14 protein-coding genes and 3 pseudogenes are annotated in these 17,867 nt (G+C 68.7%); 13 read left to right on the forward strand and 4 right to left on the reverse strand.

Annotated features, from left to right (window positions below):
- Positions 1-10: 10 nt before the first annotated feature.
- Genes QUE33_RS12985 through QUE33_RS13000 form a run of 4 tightly spaced genes read right to left on the reverse strand, consistent with a single transcriptional unit; the run spans position 11 to position 2,415 of the window.
- Positions 11-370 (reverse strand): nuclear transport factor 2 family protein, encoded by a 360-nt coding sequence (locus tag QUE33_RS12985; protein WP_286300580.1) that lies wholly within the window; start codon positions 368-370, stop codon positions 11-13.
- Complete coding sequence (locus QUE33_RS12990) at positions 367-1,017, reverse strand: FAD-dependent monooxygenase (RefSeq protein ID WP_286300581.1); 651 nt, start codon at positions 1,015-1,017, stop codon at positions 367-369. The genes QUE33_RS12985 and QUE33_RS12990 overlap by 4 nt, the downstream gene beginning before the upstream one ends.
- Positions 1,014-1,649, reverse strand: a complete 636-nt coding sequence (locus QUE33_RS12995) for an FAD-dependent monooxygenase (protein WP_286300583.1) — start codon at positions 1,647-1,649, stop codon at positions 1,014-1,016. The genes QUE33_RS12990 and QUE33_RS12995 overlap by 4 nt, the downstream gene beginning before the upstream one ends.
- A gap of 19 nt (positions 1,650-1,668) precedes the next feature.
- On the reverse strand, positions 1,669-2,415 hold the full coding sequence (locus QUE33_RS13000) for a dienelactone hydrolase family protein (RefSeq protein ID WP_286300584.1): 747 nt from the start codon (positions 2,413-2,415) through the stop codon (positions 1,669-1,671).
- 115 nt (positions 2,416-2,530) lie between these two features.
- On the opposite strand from QUE33_RS13000, the gene QUE33_RS13005 reads away from it, so the two are divergent.
- The 13 genes and pseudogenes from QUE33_RS13005 to QUE33_RS13065 all read left to right on the forward strand — a co-directional run bounded on the left by QUE33_RS13005 (position 2,531) and on the right by QUE33_RS13065 (position 17,865).
- Positions 2,531-3,583 carry an amidohydrolase family protein gene (locus QUE33_RS13005; protein WP_286300585.1) on the forward strand — a complete coding sequence of 351 codons (1,053 nt, stop codon included), beginning with the start codon at positions 2,531-2,533 and terminating at the stop codon, positions 3,581-3,583.
- A 39-nt stretch (positions 3,584-3,622) separates the two neighbouring features.
- A complete protein-coding gene (locus QUE33_RS13010; RefSeq protein WP_286300587.1) occupies positions 3,623-4,939 on the forward strand; it encodes a DUF3500 domain-containing protein in 1,317 nt (438 codons plus the stop codon).
- A 132-nt stretch (positions 4,940-5,071) separates the two neighbouring features.
- Positions 5,072-6,604, forward strand: coding sequence for an ABC transporter substrate-binding protein (locus QUE33_RS13015; RefSeq protein ID WP_286300588.1), 1,533 nt, complete (start codon positions 5,072-5,074; stop codon positions 6,602-6,604).
- A gap of 70 nt (positions 6,605-6,674) precedes the next feature.
- Positions 6,675-7,541, forward strand: coding sequence for an ABC transporter permease (locus QUE33_RS13020; protein ID WP_286300589.1), 867 nt, complete (start codon positions 6,675-6,677; stop codon positions 7,539-7,541).
- 76 nt (positions 7,542-7,617) lie between these two features.
- Positions 7,618-8,445 (forward strand): ABC transporter permease, encoded by an 828-nt coding sequence (locus tag QUE33_RS13025; RefSeq protein ID WP_286300590.1) that lies wholly within the window; start codon positions 7,618-7,620, stop codon positions 8,443-8,445.
- Positions 8,439-10,310 (forward strand): dipeptide ABC transporter ATP-binding protein, encoded by a 1,872-nt coding sequence (locus QUE33_RS13030; RefSeq protein ID WP_286300591.1) that lies wholly within the window; start codon positions 8,439-8,441, stop codon positions 10,308-10,310. The genes QUE33_RS13025 and QUE33_RS13030 overlap by 7 nt, the downstream gene beginning before the upstream one ends.
- 71 nt (positions 10,311-10,381) lie before the next feature.
- Positions 10,382-11,173 (forward strand): annotated as a pseudogene (locus tag QUE33_RS16470) (alpha-L-rhamnosidase N-terminal domain-containing protein); the annotation flags it as partial.
- A gap of 152 nt (positions 11,174-11,325) precedes the next feature.
- A pseudogene (locus QUE33_RS13040) lies at positions 11,326-12,768 on the forward strand (family 78 glycoside hydrolase catalytic domain); the annotation flags it as partial.
- A gap of 412 nt (positions 12,769-13,180) precedes the next feature.
- Positions 13,181-13,603 (forward strand): Fur family transcriptional regulator, encoded by a 423-nt coding sequence (locus QUE33_RS13045; protein WP_286303160.1) that lies wholly within the window; start codon positions 13,181-13,183, stop codon positions 13,601-13,603.
- A 65-nt stretch (positions 13,604-13,668) separates the two neighbouring features.
- The gene (locus tag QUE33_RS13050) at positions 13,669-14,646 is read left to right on the forward strand and encodes a permease (RefSeq protein WP_286303161.1); all 978 of its coding nucleotides are present in this window, start codon (positions 13,669-13,671) and stop codon (positions 14,644-14,646) included.
- 10 nt (positions 14,647-14,656) lie between these two features.
- Complete coding sequence (locus QUE33_RS13055; protein ID WP_286300592.1) at positions 14,657-15,421, forward strand: TIGR03943 family putative permease subunit; 765 nt, start codon at positions 14,657-14,659, stop codon at positions 15,419-15,421.
- Positions 15,411-17,126, forward strand: a complete 1,716-nt coding sequence (locus QUE33_RS13060) for an Ig-like domain-containing domain (RefSeq protein ID WP_286300593.1) — start codon at positions 15,411-15,413, stop codon at positions 17,124-17,126. The genes QUE33_RS13055 and QUE33_RS13060 overlap by 11 nt, the downstream gene beginning before the upstream one ends.
- A gap of 32 nt (positions 17,127-17,158) precedes the next feature.
- Positions 17,159-17,865, forward strand: a pseudogene (locus QUE33_RS13065) (DNA-3-methyladenine glycosylase).
- Positions 17,866-17,867 lie beyond the last annotated feature (2 nt).

Below are 17,867 nucleotides of genomic sequence, written 5' to 3' on the forward strand. Positions count from 1 at the left end.
ATCTGGAAGCTCACGAAGCGCCAACGGCCGTCCTCGCCACGATGCAGCACCTGCGTGACCACACCGTCGACCGTGCGCTCGCCCCTCCGGGGGCGTGCATGCGGTTCACGATGCCGCCGGTGATCACGGCCGTGTCGCCGAACACGCGCACGTGCAGATCCTGCCGGGTGATCTCGATGTACGCGCGGCGCACCGCGACATGTTCCAGCAGCAGCTGCTTGGTGTGCACCAGTCCGGGGGCGTGGATGTGGACGAGCGAGTCGTCGAAGAGCTCGCTCAGCGCGTCGAGGTCGCCGGTGATGAGCGCCTCCTGCCGGCGCGTCTCCACCGCGAGGATCTCCGCCTCGAGCTGTGCGGACGGGGTGCTCATGCCGTGACCTCCTCCGAGTTCTCGAGCCAGGTGCGGAACCCGGTCGCCTCGCCGGCGTCGTGGCCCGGGCGGGGTGCACCGACCAGTGCGTGGTACCTGCTGAAGATCTCGTCGGCCTCGGCCAGCGGCAGCACCGTCTCGATATCGTCGAACGGCTTGCCGTCGGTGCGCTCGGCGACCATGCGCCGGATGACCTCGTAGCCCTCGCCGCGCATGTTGTCGGTAATGCGGTTGACGATCTCGCGGCGTGCTGCATCGAACTCTACGAATGCCGTGGCCGGATCGCCGTGTTCGATGAGCTTCTCGGTGAGCACGCGTGCATCGAGCATGGCCTGGGTGATCCCGTTGCCGCCGCGGGGGTACATGGCGTGGGCGGCGTCGCCCAGCAGCACGACGCGGCCGTCGACCCAGGTGTCCAGCGGGAAGTGCCGGGTGAGCGGGAACAGGTACACCTCGCGGGCGTCCTGGATCAGCTGCTGCACGTCGAGGAAGGGCAGCTTCAGGGTGTCGAACGCCGGGATGATCTCCTCGGGGTCGGCGACCGCGTTCCAGTCCTCGACGGTCTCCTCGCCGTTGGTCTCGACGACCCAGTTGATCAGGTCGAGCCCGCTGTCCTCGAAGTTCTGCGCGATCGGGTAGATGATCATCGTCGAGATCCGGGGTCGCCCAGGTGCAGGATCGTGTGGCCGCCGCGGATGGGCTCGCGCAGGGTGGTGCCCCGCCACATCGTGATGCCCGAGAACTCGGGTTCGGCCTGGTTCGGATGCATCTGACGGCGCACCGCCGACTTGATGCCGTCCGCAGCGATCACGGCTTCGTGACGCACCTGCTGGGCGCCGCCGTCGCGGTTCTCGATGTCGAGGGTCACACCCTCGGCATCCTGCGCATAGCGCACGACCCGGGCGCCGAGCACGACGGCGTCATCGCCGAGGCGCTCGAGCACCGTGCGGTAGAGCATCATCTGCAGCAGTCCGCGATGCACGAATCGCTGCTCATGCAGATAGCCCATGTGCACACCGCACTTCTCGGCATAGATCTCTTGCCCGAAGTGGTTGTAGAAGATGGAGTCGACGGCCTCGACGGACATCGCACGGAACTGTTCGAGCAGCCCGAGCTCCTCGAACTCCTTAGTGCCGACCGTCTTGATGTCGACGCCGACGCCGAGGGGCTTCAGCTCGGCGACGGCCTCATAGATCGTGGGGCGGAAGCCCTGCTGATGCAGGCGCAGGGCCGTGACGAGTCCGCCGGGGCCGGCGCCGATGATCGCGATGTCGTGCATGTCTTCTCTTTCTTGTCGGCTAGGCGCCGGCGGTATCGGGGAACATCTCGTCGAGAGCCCGGACCGTCGACTGCCAGGCCCGCGCCGCATTGCGCGGGTGGTAGTCGAAGAGGTCGGGTCTCGGTGAGTCCTGGGAACGCAGGCTCGTGAAGGCGTGGGTGGTGTGGCTGTAGACGTCGATCTGCCAGTCTGCGTCGGCTGTGGTGAGGTCGTCCTCGAGCTGCCGGCGCTGCTCCTGCGTGGCCATCGGATCGATCGAACCGACGGCGACGTGCACCTGGATGCCGGATGCCGCCGCGGCGGACCAGTCGTGCCCGAGCAGGTCCAGACCGGGGTGGATGGCGATCACGCCGCGCGCGCGACCGCCGGTGCGCAGGAACTCCAGGGCGGACGATCCGCCGAAGCAGTAGCCGAGCAGCGCGATGCGCTCGGGGTCGATCTCGGGCTGCTCGGCGGCTGCGGCCACGGCCGCCGAGATGCGGGACTGCCATTCCGGGCGATCGCCGGCCATCGCGCCGATCAGCGGCCCGATCTCGGCCTGTGCGGTCGGTGTCGTCCGGTCTCCCCACACGTCGGCGGCGAAGACGACCAGGCCGCCGCCTGCGAGCTCGTCGGCGATGGCGATCATGTCCTCGCTGAGCCCGAAGGCGTCGTGGATGAGGAGCACTGCGGCCGATTCCACGGCATCCGTGGGGGACGCGAGCAGGCCGAGCATGGTGGTGTCACCGTGCCGGTAAGCGACATCGCGGCGCGTGATTCCGGGCATATTCCGCACTCCTCCTCGAATGTGAAACTGATCGTACGCAGAATCGCACACGATTTCAAGCGCGATGCGTTATGGTGGTGACACGGAGTTGCCGGAGAGCGCAAAGGAGAGCCTCATGACCAAGGTCGTCGACATCAACATCCACCACCTGCCCGAAGATCTCTTCTCGAACGAGAAGATCCTGAACGGCTTCCTGAACAGCGCCCCACGCGGATTCGGCGAGATCGCCACCGTCATCGAGATGGACAGCGGCAAGAAGCAGCTCGTCCTGGAGAAGCCGAAGGGCTACCCGAACCTCAACTACGTCGAGGGCGACTACTCCGCCGAGGCGAAGCTCGCAGCCATGGACGAGGCCGGGGTCGACTACGGCATCATGCGCGTGCCGGTCTGGCAGGAGTGGCTGGATCTGGAGACCTGCAAGGCCGTCAACGACAACGCCGCCGAAATCGTCAAGCGCTCGAACGGCCGGCTGTTCTCGACCGCCTGCGTTCCGCCGTGGGGTGGCAAGGAGAACATCTACGAGCTGGAGCGCAACGTCGGCGAGCTCGGCGCGGTGGGCGTGCAGTTGGCGTGCCATTACGGTCAGCTCTATCTCGACGACGAGGTGTTCCGCCCCTATCTCAAGGTCATCGAGAAGCTCGGCATCCCCGTCATCGCTCACCACACACCGCTGCCGGTGGAGTACAAGTCCGTGCTCGACTACACGAACCTGCGCCGTGAGTTCGGCCGCATCATCGACCAGGGGGTCGCGGTCGGGCGTGAGCTGTTCAGCCACATGTTCGATGAGATGCCCGGTCTGCGCTTCATCCACACGATGATGGGCGGCAACTGGTTCGCGAACACCGAGCTGCTCACTCCGCACGCGCCGGTGAAGAAGGAGGCCATGCAGCGCCTCGACGCCTCCGAGGGCGACAAGATCAAGCGATACCTCGATCAGAACATCTTCTTCGACATGACTCACCCGCACTCCTGGGGCAAGACCCAGGTCGAGGCGGCGCTGCAGGTCAACGGTGCCGACCACTACATGTTCGGCTCGTCCTTCCCGGTCTTCTACAGCTGGATGAGTCAGGGCGTCGAGTTCGTCAAGAACGAGCTCGAGATCAGCGAAGCAGATCGCGAAGCAGTGCTCTACGGCAATGCCAAGCGGATGTTCAACCTGCCGATCTGACCGCCTGACACGATCCGAAGATCCCGCCAGGAGCATGCCATGAGCGACCACTCCGCGCAGAACGACATCGACGACTTCTTCTCGACCGACCGCGTCGCCGGTCGTGAGGGCGCCGTCGAGCTCAGTGCGAAGAGCTACCGGGAGCACCTCATCGGTCTCGACGACCCGATGCTCGCAGACGTGCGCGGCATGGACTACGAGCAGTTCACCTCCGACCGTTACCGGGCGCCGTTCCTGCGCGAGCTGCTGGAGTACTGGAAGGGTCTGTACGACGAGCCGTTCGTGGGCATCACGACCGACGGCGAGCGCCGGGAGGGTCTGTACGCGCTTCCGGCGAGCGCCGACTCCGACACGGCGCCCGCGGACGCGGCATCCGCACTGCTGGATCTGCTCACGCCGGGACAGCGGGCGAAGCTCTGCTACCCGGTCGACGCCGCGGAGTGGCGTGGCTGGAGCAACCCGGAGTTCGTCTTCTTCCGGATCGGGCTCCGTCTCGAGGAGCAGAGCGACGAGGTCGTGCGCGCCGCGCTCGGCCTCGTCCGGGCGTCCCTGAGTCCTGCGGGCTACGAGCGCGTCACCGAGGCCATGGCGCTGAACGGCTACCTCGGCGAACTCGTCGACCTGCCGACGATCATGAACGACCGCAGCTACTGGTTCGCGTTGTACGGCACGCCGTCCTCCGGCGAGCCGTGGGGCTGGCAGCTGTTCGGGCACCACGTCGCCGTCCACTTCGTCTCGGTCGGCGGGCGGCACGTCATCGCGCCGGTGTTCCTCGGCGCTGAGCCCGCGCTGTCCGACGGTGAGCGGCCGCCGCTGTTCGAGGAGCGCGAGCAGCTCGCGATCGGTCTGGCACAGAGCCTGGATGCCGCACAGCGCCGTCATGCGGTCGTCTACCGATCCGTGCTGGATCCAGCCATGCCCGAGGGGCGGCTGCATCCGGCTGACGAACGGCATGTCGCCGGCGCGTTCCGCGACAACCGGATCATCCCCTATGAGGGGATTGCCGCATCGGAGCTCGGGGACGAGCAGTGGGCGGCGCTGCGCGCGATCGCAGAGGACTTCCTGCTGCTGCTGAAGGAGGGTCAGCGTGAGCTCGCGCTCGCCGAGTTCGATGCGCACCGCGAGGAGACCCACTTCAGCTGGTACGGCGCCACCGATGGCACGCAGCCGTTCTACTTCCGCATCCACAGTCCGGTGATCCTCGCCGAACTCGACCATCACGCCGGCGTCTGGCTGAACAACCGGCTGCCGGCCCGATTCCACGTCCACACCACGCTGCGCATGCCCAACGGCAACGATTATGGGCGTGCGCTGCGTGATCAATGGAAGATCGCACACGATCGACCTGGCCTTTAGGCGAAAGATCGCGTAGGATTTCACACACGATCCTACGGTCGTTCGCAGACACGTCCTGAACACCCACCCGAGATCCACAATCACCTTCCGGCACCGGCATCTCCGGAATCGGATGACGCAAGGAGGCGTCCCATGAAGAAGCACACTGTCACGAAGTTGTTGGCACCCGTCGGCATCGCCGGGCTGCTGCTCACCGGCTGCAGCGGAACCAGCCAGAACCCGGACGGCGACACCCCGTCGGCGGTCAGCGACACGCTGCGCGTGAACTGGGGCGGGTTCCCGGCGTCCTGGGAACCGGGCTCGCAGGCCATGGAGCCCGGGTACATGCGCGTGCCGTACGAGACGCTCGTGCTGCGCCAGAAGGACGGCACCATCCTGCCGAACCTGGCGACCGCATGGGAGTTCGGCGAGGGGACCAAGTCGCTCACGCTGACGCTCCGCGACGACGTCACCTTCCACGACGGCACTCCGTTCGACGCAGCGGCAGTCAAGGCCAATGTCGAGTACGTCCGCGATGTCGTCGGCGGCCAGTTCGGTGGGCCGCTCCACGCCATCACCGCGATCGATGTCGTCGACGACACCACCGTGAACTTCACCTTCTCCCGCCCGTTCAGCACCTTCCTCGACCTGCTCAGCCAGCGCAACCTGCCGATGGGTTCGCCTGCGGCGATCGCGGACGGCTCGATCAAGTCGGCACCGGTCGGCACCGGACCGTGGGCGTACGACGCCTCGGCCTCGATCACCGGCACCAAGATGGTGTTCACCGCGTTCGCCGACTACTGGGGCGACAAGCCCGGCTTCCCGAACATCGAGCTGTACGCGATCGCAGACCCGACGGCAGCGGCAGCGGCTGTGATCTCGGGCGACGTCGATGTGAGCGATGTCGAGGAGGAGGTGCTTCCCACCCTCGATGCGGCCGCGAACGTCGACACGTTCAATTACCCGGCGATCCGCAACAACGTGGTCTTCTTCGATCGCGGTGAGGGCGGCGTGTTCGCCGACGTGAAGGCGCGCCAGGCCTTCTGCTACGCCTTCGACGCGCAGTCCGCGGCCGACCTCACCGGCGGTCAGACGGCGACTCAGCACTTCATCGAGGGCGAGTTCGGGTACAACCCCGACATCACCGGCTACGAGACGAACATCGACAAGGCCAAGGCGCTCTGGGCGGAGCTGGGCAACCCGACCGTCAACGTCGACTGGCCTGCGGCGCCGTTCAACAAGCAGGAGATCACCGTTCGCGCCGAGAACGCGAACCAGCTGCCGAACGTGAACGTCACGGTGCAGGAGCTGTCCGTGCCGCAGTTCGTCTCGACCTGGAACAGCGGCCAGTATCCGCTCGGCATCGGGAACCACCCGCAGATCACCCCGGCGGACTGGTACGGCTCGTGGTTCTCGGACACCGCACCCTCGAACCCGTCGAAGACGGTCAGCGATGAGCTCAAGGCCCTCGCCACCGATGCGCAGCGCGCCGGAAGTTCGCCGGATGCCGAGCAGAAGTGGCAGGCTGTGCTGGCGGAGATCTCGGATGAGGCACTCTCCTGCAGCCACGCCATCGGCGTGGAGCAGATCGCCTACAACAGCGATCACGTCACCGACGTGCAGCCGGCGATCCAGGTCTGGGAGCAGAAGCTCGTCGACCTGAAGGCGATCAAGCCCGCCAACTAGATCGCACGACACCGAGCATCAAAGGAGACGAGTCGATGGCACCACGAGCAGCGGCAGCAAGGAGCGCACGATGCTGAAACTCATCGGTACGCGGCTGCTGCTCGTGGTGCCCCAGCTGCTGATCGTCTCGACGCTGGTGTTCCTGCTGGTGTATCTCATCCCCGGCAGCGCCGCCGCGATGATCCTCGGCGATGCGGGCGCGAACCCCGAGGCCATCGCGAGGGTCGAAGCGCAGCTGGGCCTGGATCGTCCGTTCTTCGTGCGCCTGTTCGAGTGGGTGGCGGCCGCTCTGCACGGAGACCTCGGCACGTCCCTGCAGAGCGGTCGCCCGGTGGCCGATCTGGTCGCCGAGCGCATCCCGGCGACGCTGTCGCTGGTGGGCGGCGGCCTGCTGGTCGCCATCGTGCTCGGTCTCAGCCTCGGCGTGCTCGCCGGCACGCACCCGCGTCGCCCGATCGACCGCGGCGTGACCGGCTTCAGCTCCCTGCTGCAGTCGGTGCCGGAGTTCTGGCTCGGGCTGCTGATGATCCTCGTGTTCGTGATCCACCTCGGCATCGCGCCGATCGTCGCCTGGGTGCCCCCGCAGCAGGATCTCGGTGCCTGGCTGCGGGGCCTGGTGCTGCCCGCCCTCGCGCTGGGAGCCGGCGCGTCCGCGCTGATCATCAGACAGACGCGGGCAGCCGTGGCATCCGCTCTCGAATCGCGATACGCCGACACGCTGACCGCCGCGGGAGTACCCCGCCACCGCATCATCTGGGTGTACGGACTCAAGAACGCGATGGTGCCCGTCCTCGCATCATCCGCTCTCGCCGTGTCGATCCTCTTCGGCACGAGCCTCGTGATGGAACGCGTGTTCTCGTTCCCCGGCTTGGGCACGATGCTGCTCAACGGAGTGCTCTCGAAGGACTTCCCCTCGTGCAGGGCACCGTTCTGGTGATCTGCGTCATCGTCATCGCCGTCAACCTCGTGGTCGACATCGGTTACGGCCTGATCAACCCGAAGGCGAGGCCGCAGTGACGAATCCCGCCCCTCCCAAGACCCAGCTCTTGCAGCTCTCGAATCGCGTGCCAGGGGGATCCCGGTTCTGGCGTCGCCTGCTGAGGCAGCCGTCGACCCTGCTCGCACTCGCCTGGATCGCGGTGGTCATCCTCTGCGCGGTCTTCGCCGAGATGCTCGCCCCCTTCGACCCGCTCCAGAACAACTTCGTCCTCGACGGCGTGCTGCAGGGGCCCAGCGCCGAGCATCTGCTCGGAACCGACGACAACGGCCGCGATGTGCTCAGCCGCATGATCTTCGGCACGAGGATCATGCTCTCGGTCGGCATCGGCTCCGTGCTCATCGCCATGCTCATCGGCGTGCCGATCGGTCTGCTGATCGGGTACCGAGGCGGCTGGTGGGATCGCATCGGCTCGCGCTTCATCGACATCCTCGACTCCCTGCCCGGGATGCTGGTGGCATTCGCGATCATCGCCATCCTCGGCCGTGGGCTGTCGTCGCTGATGCTCGCGATCGGCTTGATCTTCTGCATGAACTTCGCACGCATGTCCCGTGCGATCACGTTGGCGGAGCGCAGCAGGCTCTATATCGACGCGGCGAAGGTGTCCGGCATCGGTGAGTTCGCGATCCTGTTCCGGCAGATCCTGCCCAATCTGCTCGGCCCGCTGGTGATCCAGGGCGCCGTGCTCACCGGTTCGGCGATCATCATCGAGTCGGGGCTCAGCTTCCTCGGCATCGGCCTGCAGTCGGCGGTGCCGTCCTGGGGCGGTCTGCTGGGTCTTGCCGCCTCGAAACTCGCGATCCAGCCCTTCCTCGCGATTCCCCCGGCATCGCGATCATGCTGACCGTGCTCTCGTTCAACACGATCGGCGACGGCGTCAACGATGCCCTCTCCGGCGAGAAGCACAAGTTCGTCAAGCCGGTCAAGCGGCTCGCACCGGCAGCGACCGCTCCTGCCGACGCGGATGCCGAGGTCTCGCCGGCGGCACCGGCGCTGGACATCCGCGACCTCGACATCGTGCTGGGCGGCGCGAAGGACAGGGTCACGCTCGTCAAGGGCGTGAACCTCACCATCGGCAGGGGCGAGATCGTCGGACTGCTCGGAGAATCCGGGTCGGGGAAGTCGACCCTGGCGAGGGCCGTCCTGGGTCTCATGCAGCCCGGGATCAGCATCGGCTCCGGTCAGATCCTGCTGGACGGCATCGACATCGCCGGGCTCGGAGAGAAGGACCTGCGCGACATCCGCGGTGTGCGCATGGCGGCCGTCTTCCAGGACCCGATGGCGTCGCTCTCGCCCGTGCACACGGTCGGCAAGCAGATCATGGAGCCGCTGCGCACCCACACGAGCATGACGAAGCGCGAAGCCCGCGCTGAGGCGGCGCGCCTGCTGACCCGGGTGGGCGTCAGCAACGCCGAGTCGCGCCTCGGCGACTACCCGCACCAGTTCTCCGGCGGCATGGCGCAGCGCGTGGCGATCGCCCTCGCCATCGCGTCGAAGCCGGAGATCATCATCGCCGATGAGGCCACCAGCGCTCTCGACGTCACCACCCAGGCGCAGGTGCTCGACCTGCTGCTCGATCTGCGCGACGAATTCGGTCTGAGCATCCTGTTCATCACCCACGGGCTGGGCGTCGCCGCCGAAGCGTGCGACCGTGTCGTCGTCATGTACCAGGGCGAGATCGTCGAGGACAGCGATGTCCGCGAGCTCTTCGACGCGCCGCAGCACCCCTACACCGAACGGCTGCTCGCCGCGAATCCGGCGCTGCACGAACCCGAGCCGCTGGCGCACGTGACCGGCGACGGCGGGCTGTCGTACGAGGGCGGTTCATCGACGCTGCCCGCATACGAGCCAGCCGGAACCCCGCTGCTCAGCGTGCGCGAGCTCGCACTCGAGTACGGCGCCACCGGCCTCGGGGCGAAGCCCACACGAGTCGTCGAGGATGTGAGCTTCAACATCGCCGCCGGCGAGACCTTCGGCCTCGTCGGGGAGTCGGGCTCGGGCAAGTCGACGACGGGACGGGCCATCCTGCGCCTGCTGCCCATCGCCGACGGTGTCGTGGAGTTCGAGGGCACCGACATCACGAGCTTCGGCCGGCACACTCCGCTCGGGTACCGCCGTCAGGTGCAGGCGGTGTTCCAGGATCCGTCCATGTCGTTGAATCCCGCCCAGCCGGTGATGCGAGCCCTCACGGCGGCGATGACACGCCACGGCATCGGCGATCGCGCGGAGCGGGAGCACCTCGCCGAGACGGCGTTCGGTCAGGTCGGGCTCAGCCCGGATCACCTGCGCCGCAGCCCGAAGGAGCTCTCCGGCGGTCAGCAGCAGCGCGTCGCGATCGCTCGGGCTCTGGTGCTCAAGCCGAAGCTCGTCGTCTGCGACGAGGCTGTCAGCGCGCTCGATCTGCTCACGCAGCAGCAGATCATGGAACTGCTGATCCAGCTCCAGGAGGAGACCGGGATGAGCTACCTGTTCATCGCGCACGACCTCGGGCTCGTCCGCAATGTCTGCGACCGCATCGCCGTGATGCGTTCCGGGCGGATCGTCGAGCTCGCCGAGAGCGAGCGGCTGTTCCACGATCCACAGCATCCGTACACCAAGCGCCTGCTGGGCGCGACGCCTGCCGACTCGCCCGTCGGACGCGAGGAGCGGCGGCGCGTGCGGAAGGCGTTCAACCAGGCGCACATCGACGGGCAGGTGCCGCTGCCGTGACGGTCGACGAAGAGGCCAGCACCGCACGAGTGGAGGCGTTCCGCGCCGAGCTGCGAGACGATGCGCCCTGGGTGGCCACGGTCACTCCGCGCCTGACCTGGAGCGTCGCTTCGGGCACGCCGGGGTGGATCCAGGCGTGGGCCGAGGTGAGGTCCGCCGGCGAGGTGGTGCGGATCGACGGTGCGGACAGCGTGCTGGTGCCCTGGCCGCTGTCCCCGCTCTCTCCCGGTGAGCAGACGACGGTGTCTGTCCGCGTCTGCTCCACCGAGGGTGCGATGACGCCGTGGAGCGAGCCGCTGGAGCTCACGGCGGTCGCGGGTGTGGAGTGGGTCGCGCGCCCGATCGCGCTTCCGGAGCCGGATGCCGTCGCCCGACCCGGCAGGTTCCGCCGGGCGTTCGATGTGGACCGGCCCGTGCGTCGTGCCCTGCTGCACTACACCGCCCTCGGCGTGGTCGAGATGGCGGTGAACGGCAGCGCTGTCGATGACACCGTGCTCGCACCGGGGTGGACGAGCTACCGGCAGCGGCTCACCTTCGAGACGGCCGACGTCACCGCACTGCTGTCCACCGGCGAGAACCTCATCTCCGCGCGACTCGGCGGGGGCTGGTGGACCGAGGAGTATCACGTGCTCACGGTTCCGAAGCGGCATTACGGCGCTCAGCCGCGCCTGATGGCGCAGCTCGAGATCGTCTATCAGGACGGCGGGCGCGACATCGTCGCGACGGATGCCGGATGGGCGGCGACGCCGGATCCGGCTCTGACGGCGAGTGGGATCTACGCCGGCGAGCGGTTCGATGCGCGCATGTTCGACGATGCGTGGACACAGCCGGGCTTCGACGCCTCGGCGTGGCCGGCGGCCTCCGAGGCCGCCGAGGACCTCCCCGTTCCGACGCCCCGCATGTCGCCGCCGGTGCGGCGCATCGAGACCCGAGCCGTCGAATCGGTCGCACAGGCCCCGTCCGGGGAGTGCTCCTCGACTTCGGCCAGAATCTCGTCGGCCGCCTGCGGATCCGAGTGCGGGGCGAGCGCGGCACCGTGCTGTCGATCCGGCATGCCGAGGTGCTCGACGAGGGCGACCTGGCGCTGCGGCCGCTGCGCAGGGCCGCGGCCGCAGACGAGTACGTGCTCTCCGGCGACAGCGAGGAGACCTGGGAACCTCGGTTCACGTTCCACGGATTCCGTTACGCCCGCATCGAGGGCTGGCCGGGTGACTTCGATCCGGCCGACGTCGAGGCTGTGATCCTGCACACCGACATGCCGCGCACGGGGTGGTTCGACTCCTCGAACACGCTGCTCAACCGCTTCCACGAGAACGTCGTGTGGACCATGCGCGGCAACTACCTCGCCGTGCCGATGGACTGCCCCCAGCGCGACGAGCGGCTCGGATGGACGGGAGATACGCAGCTCTTCGCGCCCACGGCGGCATTCTTGTTCGACACCGAGGCCTTCTTCCTGTCCTGGCTGCGGGATCTCGCGCTCGAGCAGCGCGAGAACGACGGCATCGTCCCGCTGTTCGCACCGAACGTAGTGCCCGGATTCGCCTCACGCGGGCCGATCGCGGCGTGGGGCGACGCCATCGCGATCATCCCGGAGCTCCTCGCGGAGCGCACCGGCGATTCCTCGCTGCTGGCGGAGTTCCTCCCCGCGATGACCTCGTGGCTCGACCGGGTGCAGGACGCGCTCGACGAGGACGGCCTGTGGACGGCCGGGCGTCAGCTGGGCGACTGGCTCGACCCGAACGCACCGCCGAACGCACCGGCCCGCGGACGCACGGATTCCGAGATCGTGGCCACCGCGTACTTCGTGCACACCTCACGGCTCGTGGCGGGCATCGCCGCCGAACTCGGCGATGACGCGCTCGCGGAACGGCTCGCGGCGGCGTCGGAGCGCTCGCGGCGGTCGTATGTCGACAGCTACGTCTCACCCGGCGGCCGGATGATGTGCGACACGCAGAGCGCGTACGCCATCACCCTCGCCTTCGACCTCGTCGACGACGAGGCGCTTCGCGAGCGGCTCGGACGCCGCCTGGCATCCGTGGTCCGTCGTGACGGATACCACATCGCGACCGGGCTCGTGGGAACGTCGATGATCGCGCGTGCGCTCAGTTCGACGGGCCACGCGGATGCCGCATCCCGGCTGCTGTTCCAGACGGAGGCCCCCTCGTGGCTGTTCCCCGTCACAGTGGGGGCGACCACGGTCTGGGAGCGCTGGGACGGACTCCGTCCCGACGGCACGCTGAACCCCGGCGCGATGGTGTCGTTCAACCACGTCGCGCTCGGCTCGGTGGCCGCCTGGCTCCACGAGGACGTCGTCGGCCTCAGGGCCGCGGAGCCGGGGTATCGGCGCTCGCGGATCGAGCCGCTGATACTCGACGGCCTGGACCATGCCGAGGCCGCGCACCTGACCCCGTACGGGCGGCTCCGGGCGCGCTGGGAACGGCAGCAGGATGAGGTGACTCTGACCGTCGAGGTGCCTCCGAACACGACCGCCGAGGTTCTCCTGCCGGACGGCAGGACCTTCGATGTGCTCTCCGGCGAGCACGAGTGGTCCTTCGCCGACAGCCCGCGCGCGACGCATCCGCCGCTCACCCTCGACTCGTCGATGGCCGAGCTCGCCGACGATCCGGACGCGTACCGGGGGTTCTACCGCGCTCTGGCGACCTCGCCGAACACCTTCGTGGCGAGGGCCGTGCGCTCGAACGCGCAGTACCGGGAGACCCTGTCGATCAGGGATGCGCTGGTGTTCTGCGACGAGGCGACGCTCGCGGCCGTCGAGGTGGCGCTGCGCGGGGGGACGGCTGAGACTGTTCCCGTCACGATCGACCGACCTCACCCGCGCGGCTCTCAGCCGCCCGGCCTAGACTCGGAGCATGGCTCAGCGGAATACCTGGCAGCGGGAGCGCGTGCGCGACGCACTCGCCGACGCGCGCGGCTTCGTGAGCGCGCAGACGCTGCACGCCGACCTGCGTCAGGCGAATACCGGAATCGGCCTGGCCACCGTGTATCGTGCGCTGGCAGGGCTCGCGGCATCCGGCGACGCCGACTCGCTGCAGAGCCCGGAGGGCGAGGCCCTCTACCGGGCCTGCTCCACGCAGGGGCACCACCACCACCTGATCTGCCGCGCCTGCGGCAGGGCGGTGGAGATCGAGGCCAGGGACGTCGAGCAGTGGGCTCAGCGCACCGCATCCGCCTACGGCTTCCGCGACGCCGAGCACGTCGTCGACATCTTCGGACTGTGCACCGAGTGCGCCGACCGCCGCGATCGCGAGGCAGGCGCCGGAGCGGCGGAGTGACGTCAGCCCCGCCGCAGAAAGCATCCGCGCGCGCGGAGCACGGCCATCGGCATCCGGCGCGCAGCATCCCGCTCGGACGAGCGCTCGTGATCGGCGTCGGGATCGTCGCCGTCCTCGTGCTCATCGACGTGCTCGCGCCGACGCTCTTCTCGCAAGCGCTGCCCGACCGTGCGCAGGATGGCCTGACCCTCACGCTGAGCGTGCTCATCGAGGCTCTGCCCTGGGTGCTGCTCGGCGTGGTGCTGTCGATCGTCGTGCAGGTGTGGCTGCCCGCCGACGCCGTGCAGCGCTGGCTGCCCCGCAGCGCCTGGGTGCGCCGGGCGGTGCTGTCGCTGCTGGGCATGTTCATCCCGGTGTGCGAGTGCGGCAACGTGCCCTTCGCGCGCGGGCTGATGATGCGTGGGCTCGCACCCGCCGAGGCGATGACGTTCCTCGTCGCGGCCCCGATCGTGAACCCGATCGTCATCCTCACCACGCACGCCGCATTTGGCTGGGACGGTGGCATCCTCGTCGCGCGCCTGGTCGGCGGCTACCTGATCGCGAACCTGATCGGTTGGATCTACAGTCGTCATCCCGATCCGCAGGCGCTGCTCACCGAGCGCTTCGTCGAGACCTGCGAGCAAGTCGTGCACGAGCCCGGGTCGCCGGTGCGCCGCAGTCTGATCCAGTTCCTCGTCGAGCTGCGCGCCGTGATGCCGGCGCTCGTGATCGGCTCCGCGCTCGCCGGAGCGGTGCAGGTGCTGGTGCCGAGAGACGTGCTGCTGGCGATCGGCTCCAACCCGGTGCTGTCGATCCTGGCGATGGTGGCGCTGGCCATGACGGTGGCGATCTGCTCGAACGTCGACGCCTTCTTCGCGCTCTCGTTCGCGTCGACGTTCTCATCGGGGGCGATCATCGCCTTCCTGCTGGTCGGTCCGCTGGTCGACGTGAAGATGCTCGCCCTGCTGCGCACCACCTTCACCGCGCGCGTGCTCGCGGGCCTGGTCGGCGTGGTGGTGCTCAGCGCCTGCGCCATCGGGATCGGGGTGAACGTCTTTGGCTGACACGGATGCTATGCGGAACCCGCGTCTGCATGCGCTCGCCGCGCGCTGGCTGGGCCTGGGACTGGCGACGGTGGTCGCCGTCGTCACGTTCGTGCTCGGTGTCACGGGTCGGCTCACGCTGTACATCAGCCCCGACACGGTGTGGTTCGCGTGCGCGGCGGCCGTCGTCATGCTCGTCGTCGCCGTCTGGTCGTGCACGCTCCCGCTCGGCGCGGAGGGCGATCACGATCACGACCACGGCGCGGTGGGGGCGGATGCCGGGTCCCTTCGCCGCCGGATGCTGCAGACCGCCGGCGTCGTGACCGGAGGGGTTCTCGCATCCGCCGTGGTGCTGGCCGCGCTCGTGCTGCCGCCCGCCTCGCTGTCGACCCAGCTGGCGATGTCGCGGGCAGGGGAGAGCCCGGTGCTGTTCGCCGGCGCGGACGATGTGACCCTCGGGGTGGCTGACACCACGACGTTCGGCGTCGGGGACTGGGCGAGTGCATTCGCCACGGCGACGCGACCGGAGAGCTATGACGGCGCATCGGTGACGCTGACCGGCTTCGTCACCCCGGGCGAGGGCGACACCACCGGGCTCACCCGCATGATCATCACGCACTGCGTCATCGACGCGCAGCCGGCCACCGTTCCCGTGGGCGGCGTCGCCGACGAGTACGCCACCGGCCAGTGGGTCGAGGTCACCGGCACCGTGCGCGCCGATGCCGACGGCACCCTGCGCATCGAGCCGACCGCGGTGAAGAAGGTCGCAGAGCCCAAGGACCCGTATGAGTACTGACGGCTCCGGAGAACCGCTGACCAGGGCCCAGCTGCGCGCCCTCCGCGCCGCCGAGGAAGCCGCCCGCGAGGGGGAGCAGGCGGCCGCGCCGGCCGAGCAGGGGGTCGAGTCGGCAGTCGATGAGGCTGAGGCACAGCATCCGGTTCCCCCGGTTCCCGTCCCCGCGACGCCCGTCGCGGTCGGCATCACGGTGCCCGACCTGGACGCCTCCGCACCCGCCGATCCCGGTGACGTTCCGGGGGCCGACACGCCAGATGTCGGACCGATTCGCGGGAAACGACCTGCGTCTGGCGTGTCGGCCCCCGATTCGCATCCGCCCCGCAGACCCCGCTCGCCCGGCAGCCGACGCTTCACGGCCACGCTGCTGTCGGTGCTCGGCGTGCTCGTGCTCGTGGTCGGAGTGCTCGGCGCGGTCAGCTTGACGCAGGGCCCGCGCGTCTCAGCCGTGAACGTCGATGCCGCGCAGACCATCGCGACTTCGGGCAGCCGGCTGACCCTCACGCTCAACCAACCCGTCGCCGCGATCGATCCGGCACAGGTCTCCGTCCAGCCCGCTGTGCCGTTCACGATCGATGCGGCCGGGCGCAGCATCGGCATCCGCTTCACCACCGCACTGGACGACGAGACGACCTACTCGATCTCGGTCACCGGGGTTCGTGGCGCTTCAGGCGGGCCCGCATCGGACCTGACGACCAGCTTCACCACCCCGGCCTCGCGCATCCTGCTGCTGCAGCGCTCAGCCGACGGCGACGACAAGATCTTCCGCACCGACCTGAGTGGCGAGCGGGCCACGCCGGTGTTCGCGCATCCGCGCATCGACGACTATCGCGCCACCTCGAACCGGATCGTGGTCGCCGTGGAGGACGACGACGGCTCGCGGCTGATCGTGATGGACCGCGACGGCACGAATCAGCGCGAGCTGCCGCTGCCGGGTGACGGCTACGTCTCGTCGGTGCAGGTCTCCGATCGTGGCGGCTTCGTCGGCTACAGCTACTCCGACCGCGAGCTCACCGAGACCACCGGTCGCGCCAGCGTGCTGGTCACCCAGTCGCTGAGCGGCGAGGGCGAACCGCGCGTCGTTCAGGTGGCGGGCGAGGACGCCAGCATCGCCGAATGGCAGTTCGTGCCCGGCTCCTCCTCGCTGCTGTTCATCGACTTCGACGGCGCGCTCGGCGTGGAGGACCCCAGTACGAACGCCGAGGTGAAGTCGATGGGCGTCGCCGCCGGCATCCTCGGCATCAGCCGCGGCACCTACACGGCGATCGTGGAACGCACCGACGGCAGCACCGTGCAGCTCGATCTCACCGACGGCACCGAGACGCCGCTGCCGGCATCCGACCCCGACTACGGCGACGCCGACACGATCGTGCCGTACCCGGGCGGCACCCTGCGGCACGTCGTTCAGCGCGACGAGTCCGGCATGCCCACCGGACAGGCGGTCGTGCGCGTGAACGACGACGGCGCCGCCGACGTGATCCGCGAGGTGAGCGGAGCGGATGCGATCCTGCAGACCTGCGTGTCGCCGAGCGGACAGTACGCAGCCGTCGTGGTCGCGCCGGATCTGCCCACCAACGCCTACGACGACCTGCTGCTGCCGCTGCCGAGCACGCTGCACACCCAGCTGATCGATCTTTCCGGAAAGCGCGCGCTGCCGAACCTGAACGGCTTCGACATCTCCTGGTGCGAACAGGCGCCGCAGCCATGAGCGAGACGACGGAGATGCCACGCGGGGGCCGGATGGCCCACCGTGTACGTCGCACCGATCTGATGGGGCTTCCTGTGGACGTTGCCCCCGCCTGCTGGGTGCGCAGCTGACGACGTTCGTCGACGGCGTCGAGACCCGCCTGCGCATCACCGAGGTCGAGGCGTATCACGGCAAGGGCACCGGGCCCGTCCCGGATCCCGGTTCGCATGCACGAATGGGCCCGACCGCCCGCAACGCCACCATGTGGGGTGAGCCGGGCCATCTGTACGTGTACCTCAGCCACGGCATCCATTCCTGCGTCAACGTGGTGTGCGGGCCCGAGGGCGAGGCCGGCGGTGTGCTGCTGCGGGCCGGCGAGGTGATTGGGGGAACGGATGCCGCCGCCCGGCGCCGCGGTGTCGCGACGCCGCTCGGGCGCATCGCGCTGCGGGATCTGGCTCGCGGGCCGGGCAGACTCGGTCAGGCACTCGGTCTGCGGCACGCACTGCACGACGGCATCGACGTCGTCGCCGGTGTCGAGCTGAACGGGGCCGTCGCGCGGCTGGAGCTGCTCGACGAGCCGCTCGCGGAGGTCTCGGCCGGGCCCAGGGTCGGCGTCGCAGGCGAAGCTGGCACGATGGCCTTCCCCTGGCGCTTCTGGATCACCGGCGATCCGACCGTGTCGCCGTTCCGGTGGGGGCGCGGGGCGGCAGAGGCCGAGGTGCTGCGCGATCCCGACCGGGCCGGCTCCACCGACTGAGC

Origin of the sequence: Microbacterium suwonense (assembly GCF_030296555.1) — a bacterium.
GTDB classification, from domain to species: Bacteria; Actinomycetota; Actinomycetes; order Actinomycetales; family Microbacteriaceae; genus Microbacterium; species Microbacterium suwonense.

Coding starts and splice junctions, on each gene's coding strand:
- QUE33_RS12985 (WP_286300580.1), bottom strand. CDS start 370: ATGAGCACCCCGTCCGCACAGCTCGAGGCGGAGATCCTCGCGGTGGAG.
- QUE33_RS12990 (WP_286300581.1), bottom strand. CDS start 1,017: ATGATCATCTACCCGATCGCGCAGAACTTCGAGGACAGCGGGCTCGAC.
- QUE33_RS12995 (WP_286300583.1), bottom strand. CDS start 1,649: ATGCACGACATCGCGATCATCGGCGCCGGCCCCGGCGGACTCGTCACG.
- QUE33_RS13000 (WP_286300584.1), bottom strand. CDS start 2,415: ATGCCCGGAATCACGCGCCGCGATGTCGCTTACCGGCACGGTGACACC.
- QUE33_RS13005 (WP_286300585.1), top strand. CDS start 2,531: ATGACCAAGGTCGTCGACATCAACATCCACCACCTGCCCGAAGATCTC.
- QUE33_RS13010 (WP_286300587.1), top strand. CDS start 3,623: ATGAGCGACCACTCCGCGCAGAACGACATCGACGACTTCTTCTCGACC.
- QUE33_RS13015 (WP_286300588.1), top strand. CDS start 5,072: ATGAAGAAGCACACTGTCACGAAGTTGTTGGCACCCGTCGGCATCGCC.
- QUE33_RS13020 (WP_286300589.1), top strand. CDS start 6,675: ATGCTGAAACTCATCGGTACGCGGCTGCTGCTCGTGGTGCCCCAGCTG.
- QUE33_RS13030 (WP_286300591.1), top strand. CDS start 8,439: ATGCTGACCGTGCTCTCGTTCAACACGATCGGCGACGGCGTCAACGAT.
- QUE33_RS13045 (WP_286303160.1), top strand. CDS start 13,181: ATGGCTCAGCGGAATACCTGGCAGCGGGAGCGCGTGCGCGACGCACTC.
- QUE33_RS13055 (WP_286300592.1), top strand. CDS start 14,657: ATGCGGAACCCGCGTCTGCATGCGCTCGCCGCGCGCTGGCTGGGCCTG.
- QUE33_RS13060 (WP_286300593.1), top strand. CDS start 15,411: ATGAGTACTGACGGCTCCGGAGAACCGCTGACCAGGGCCCAGCTGCGC.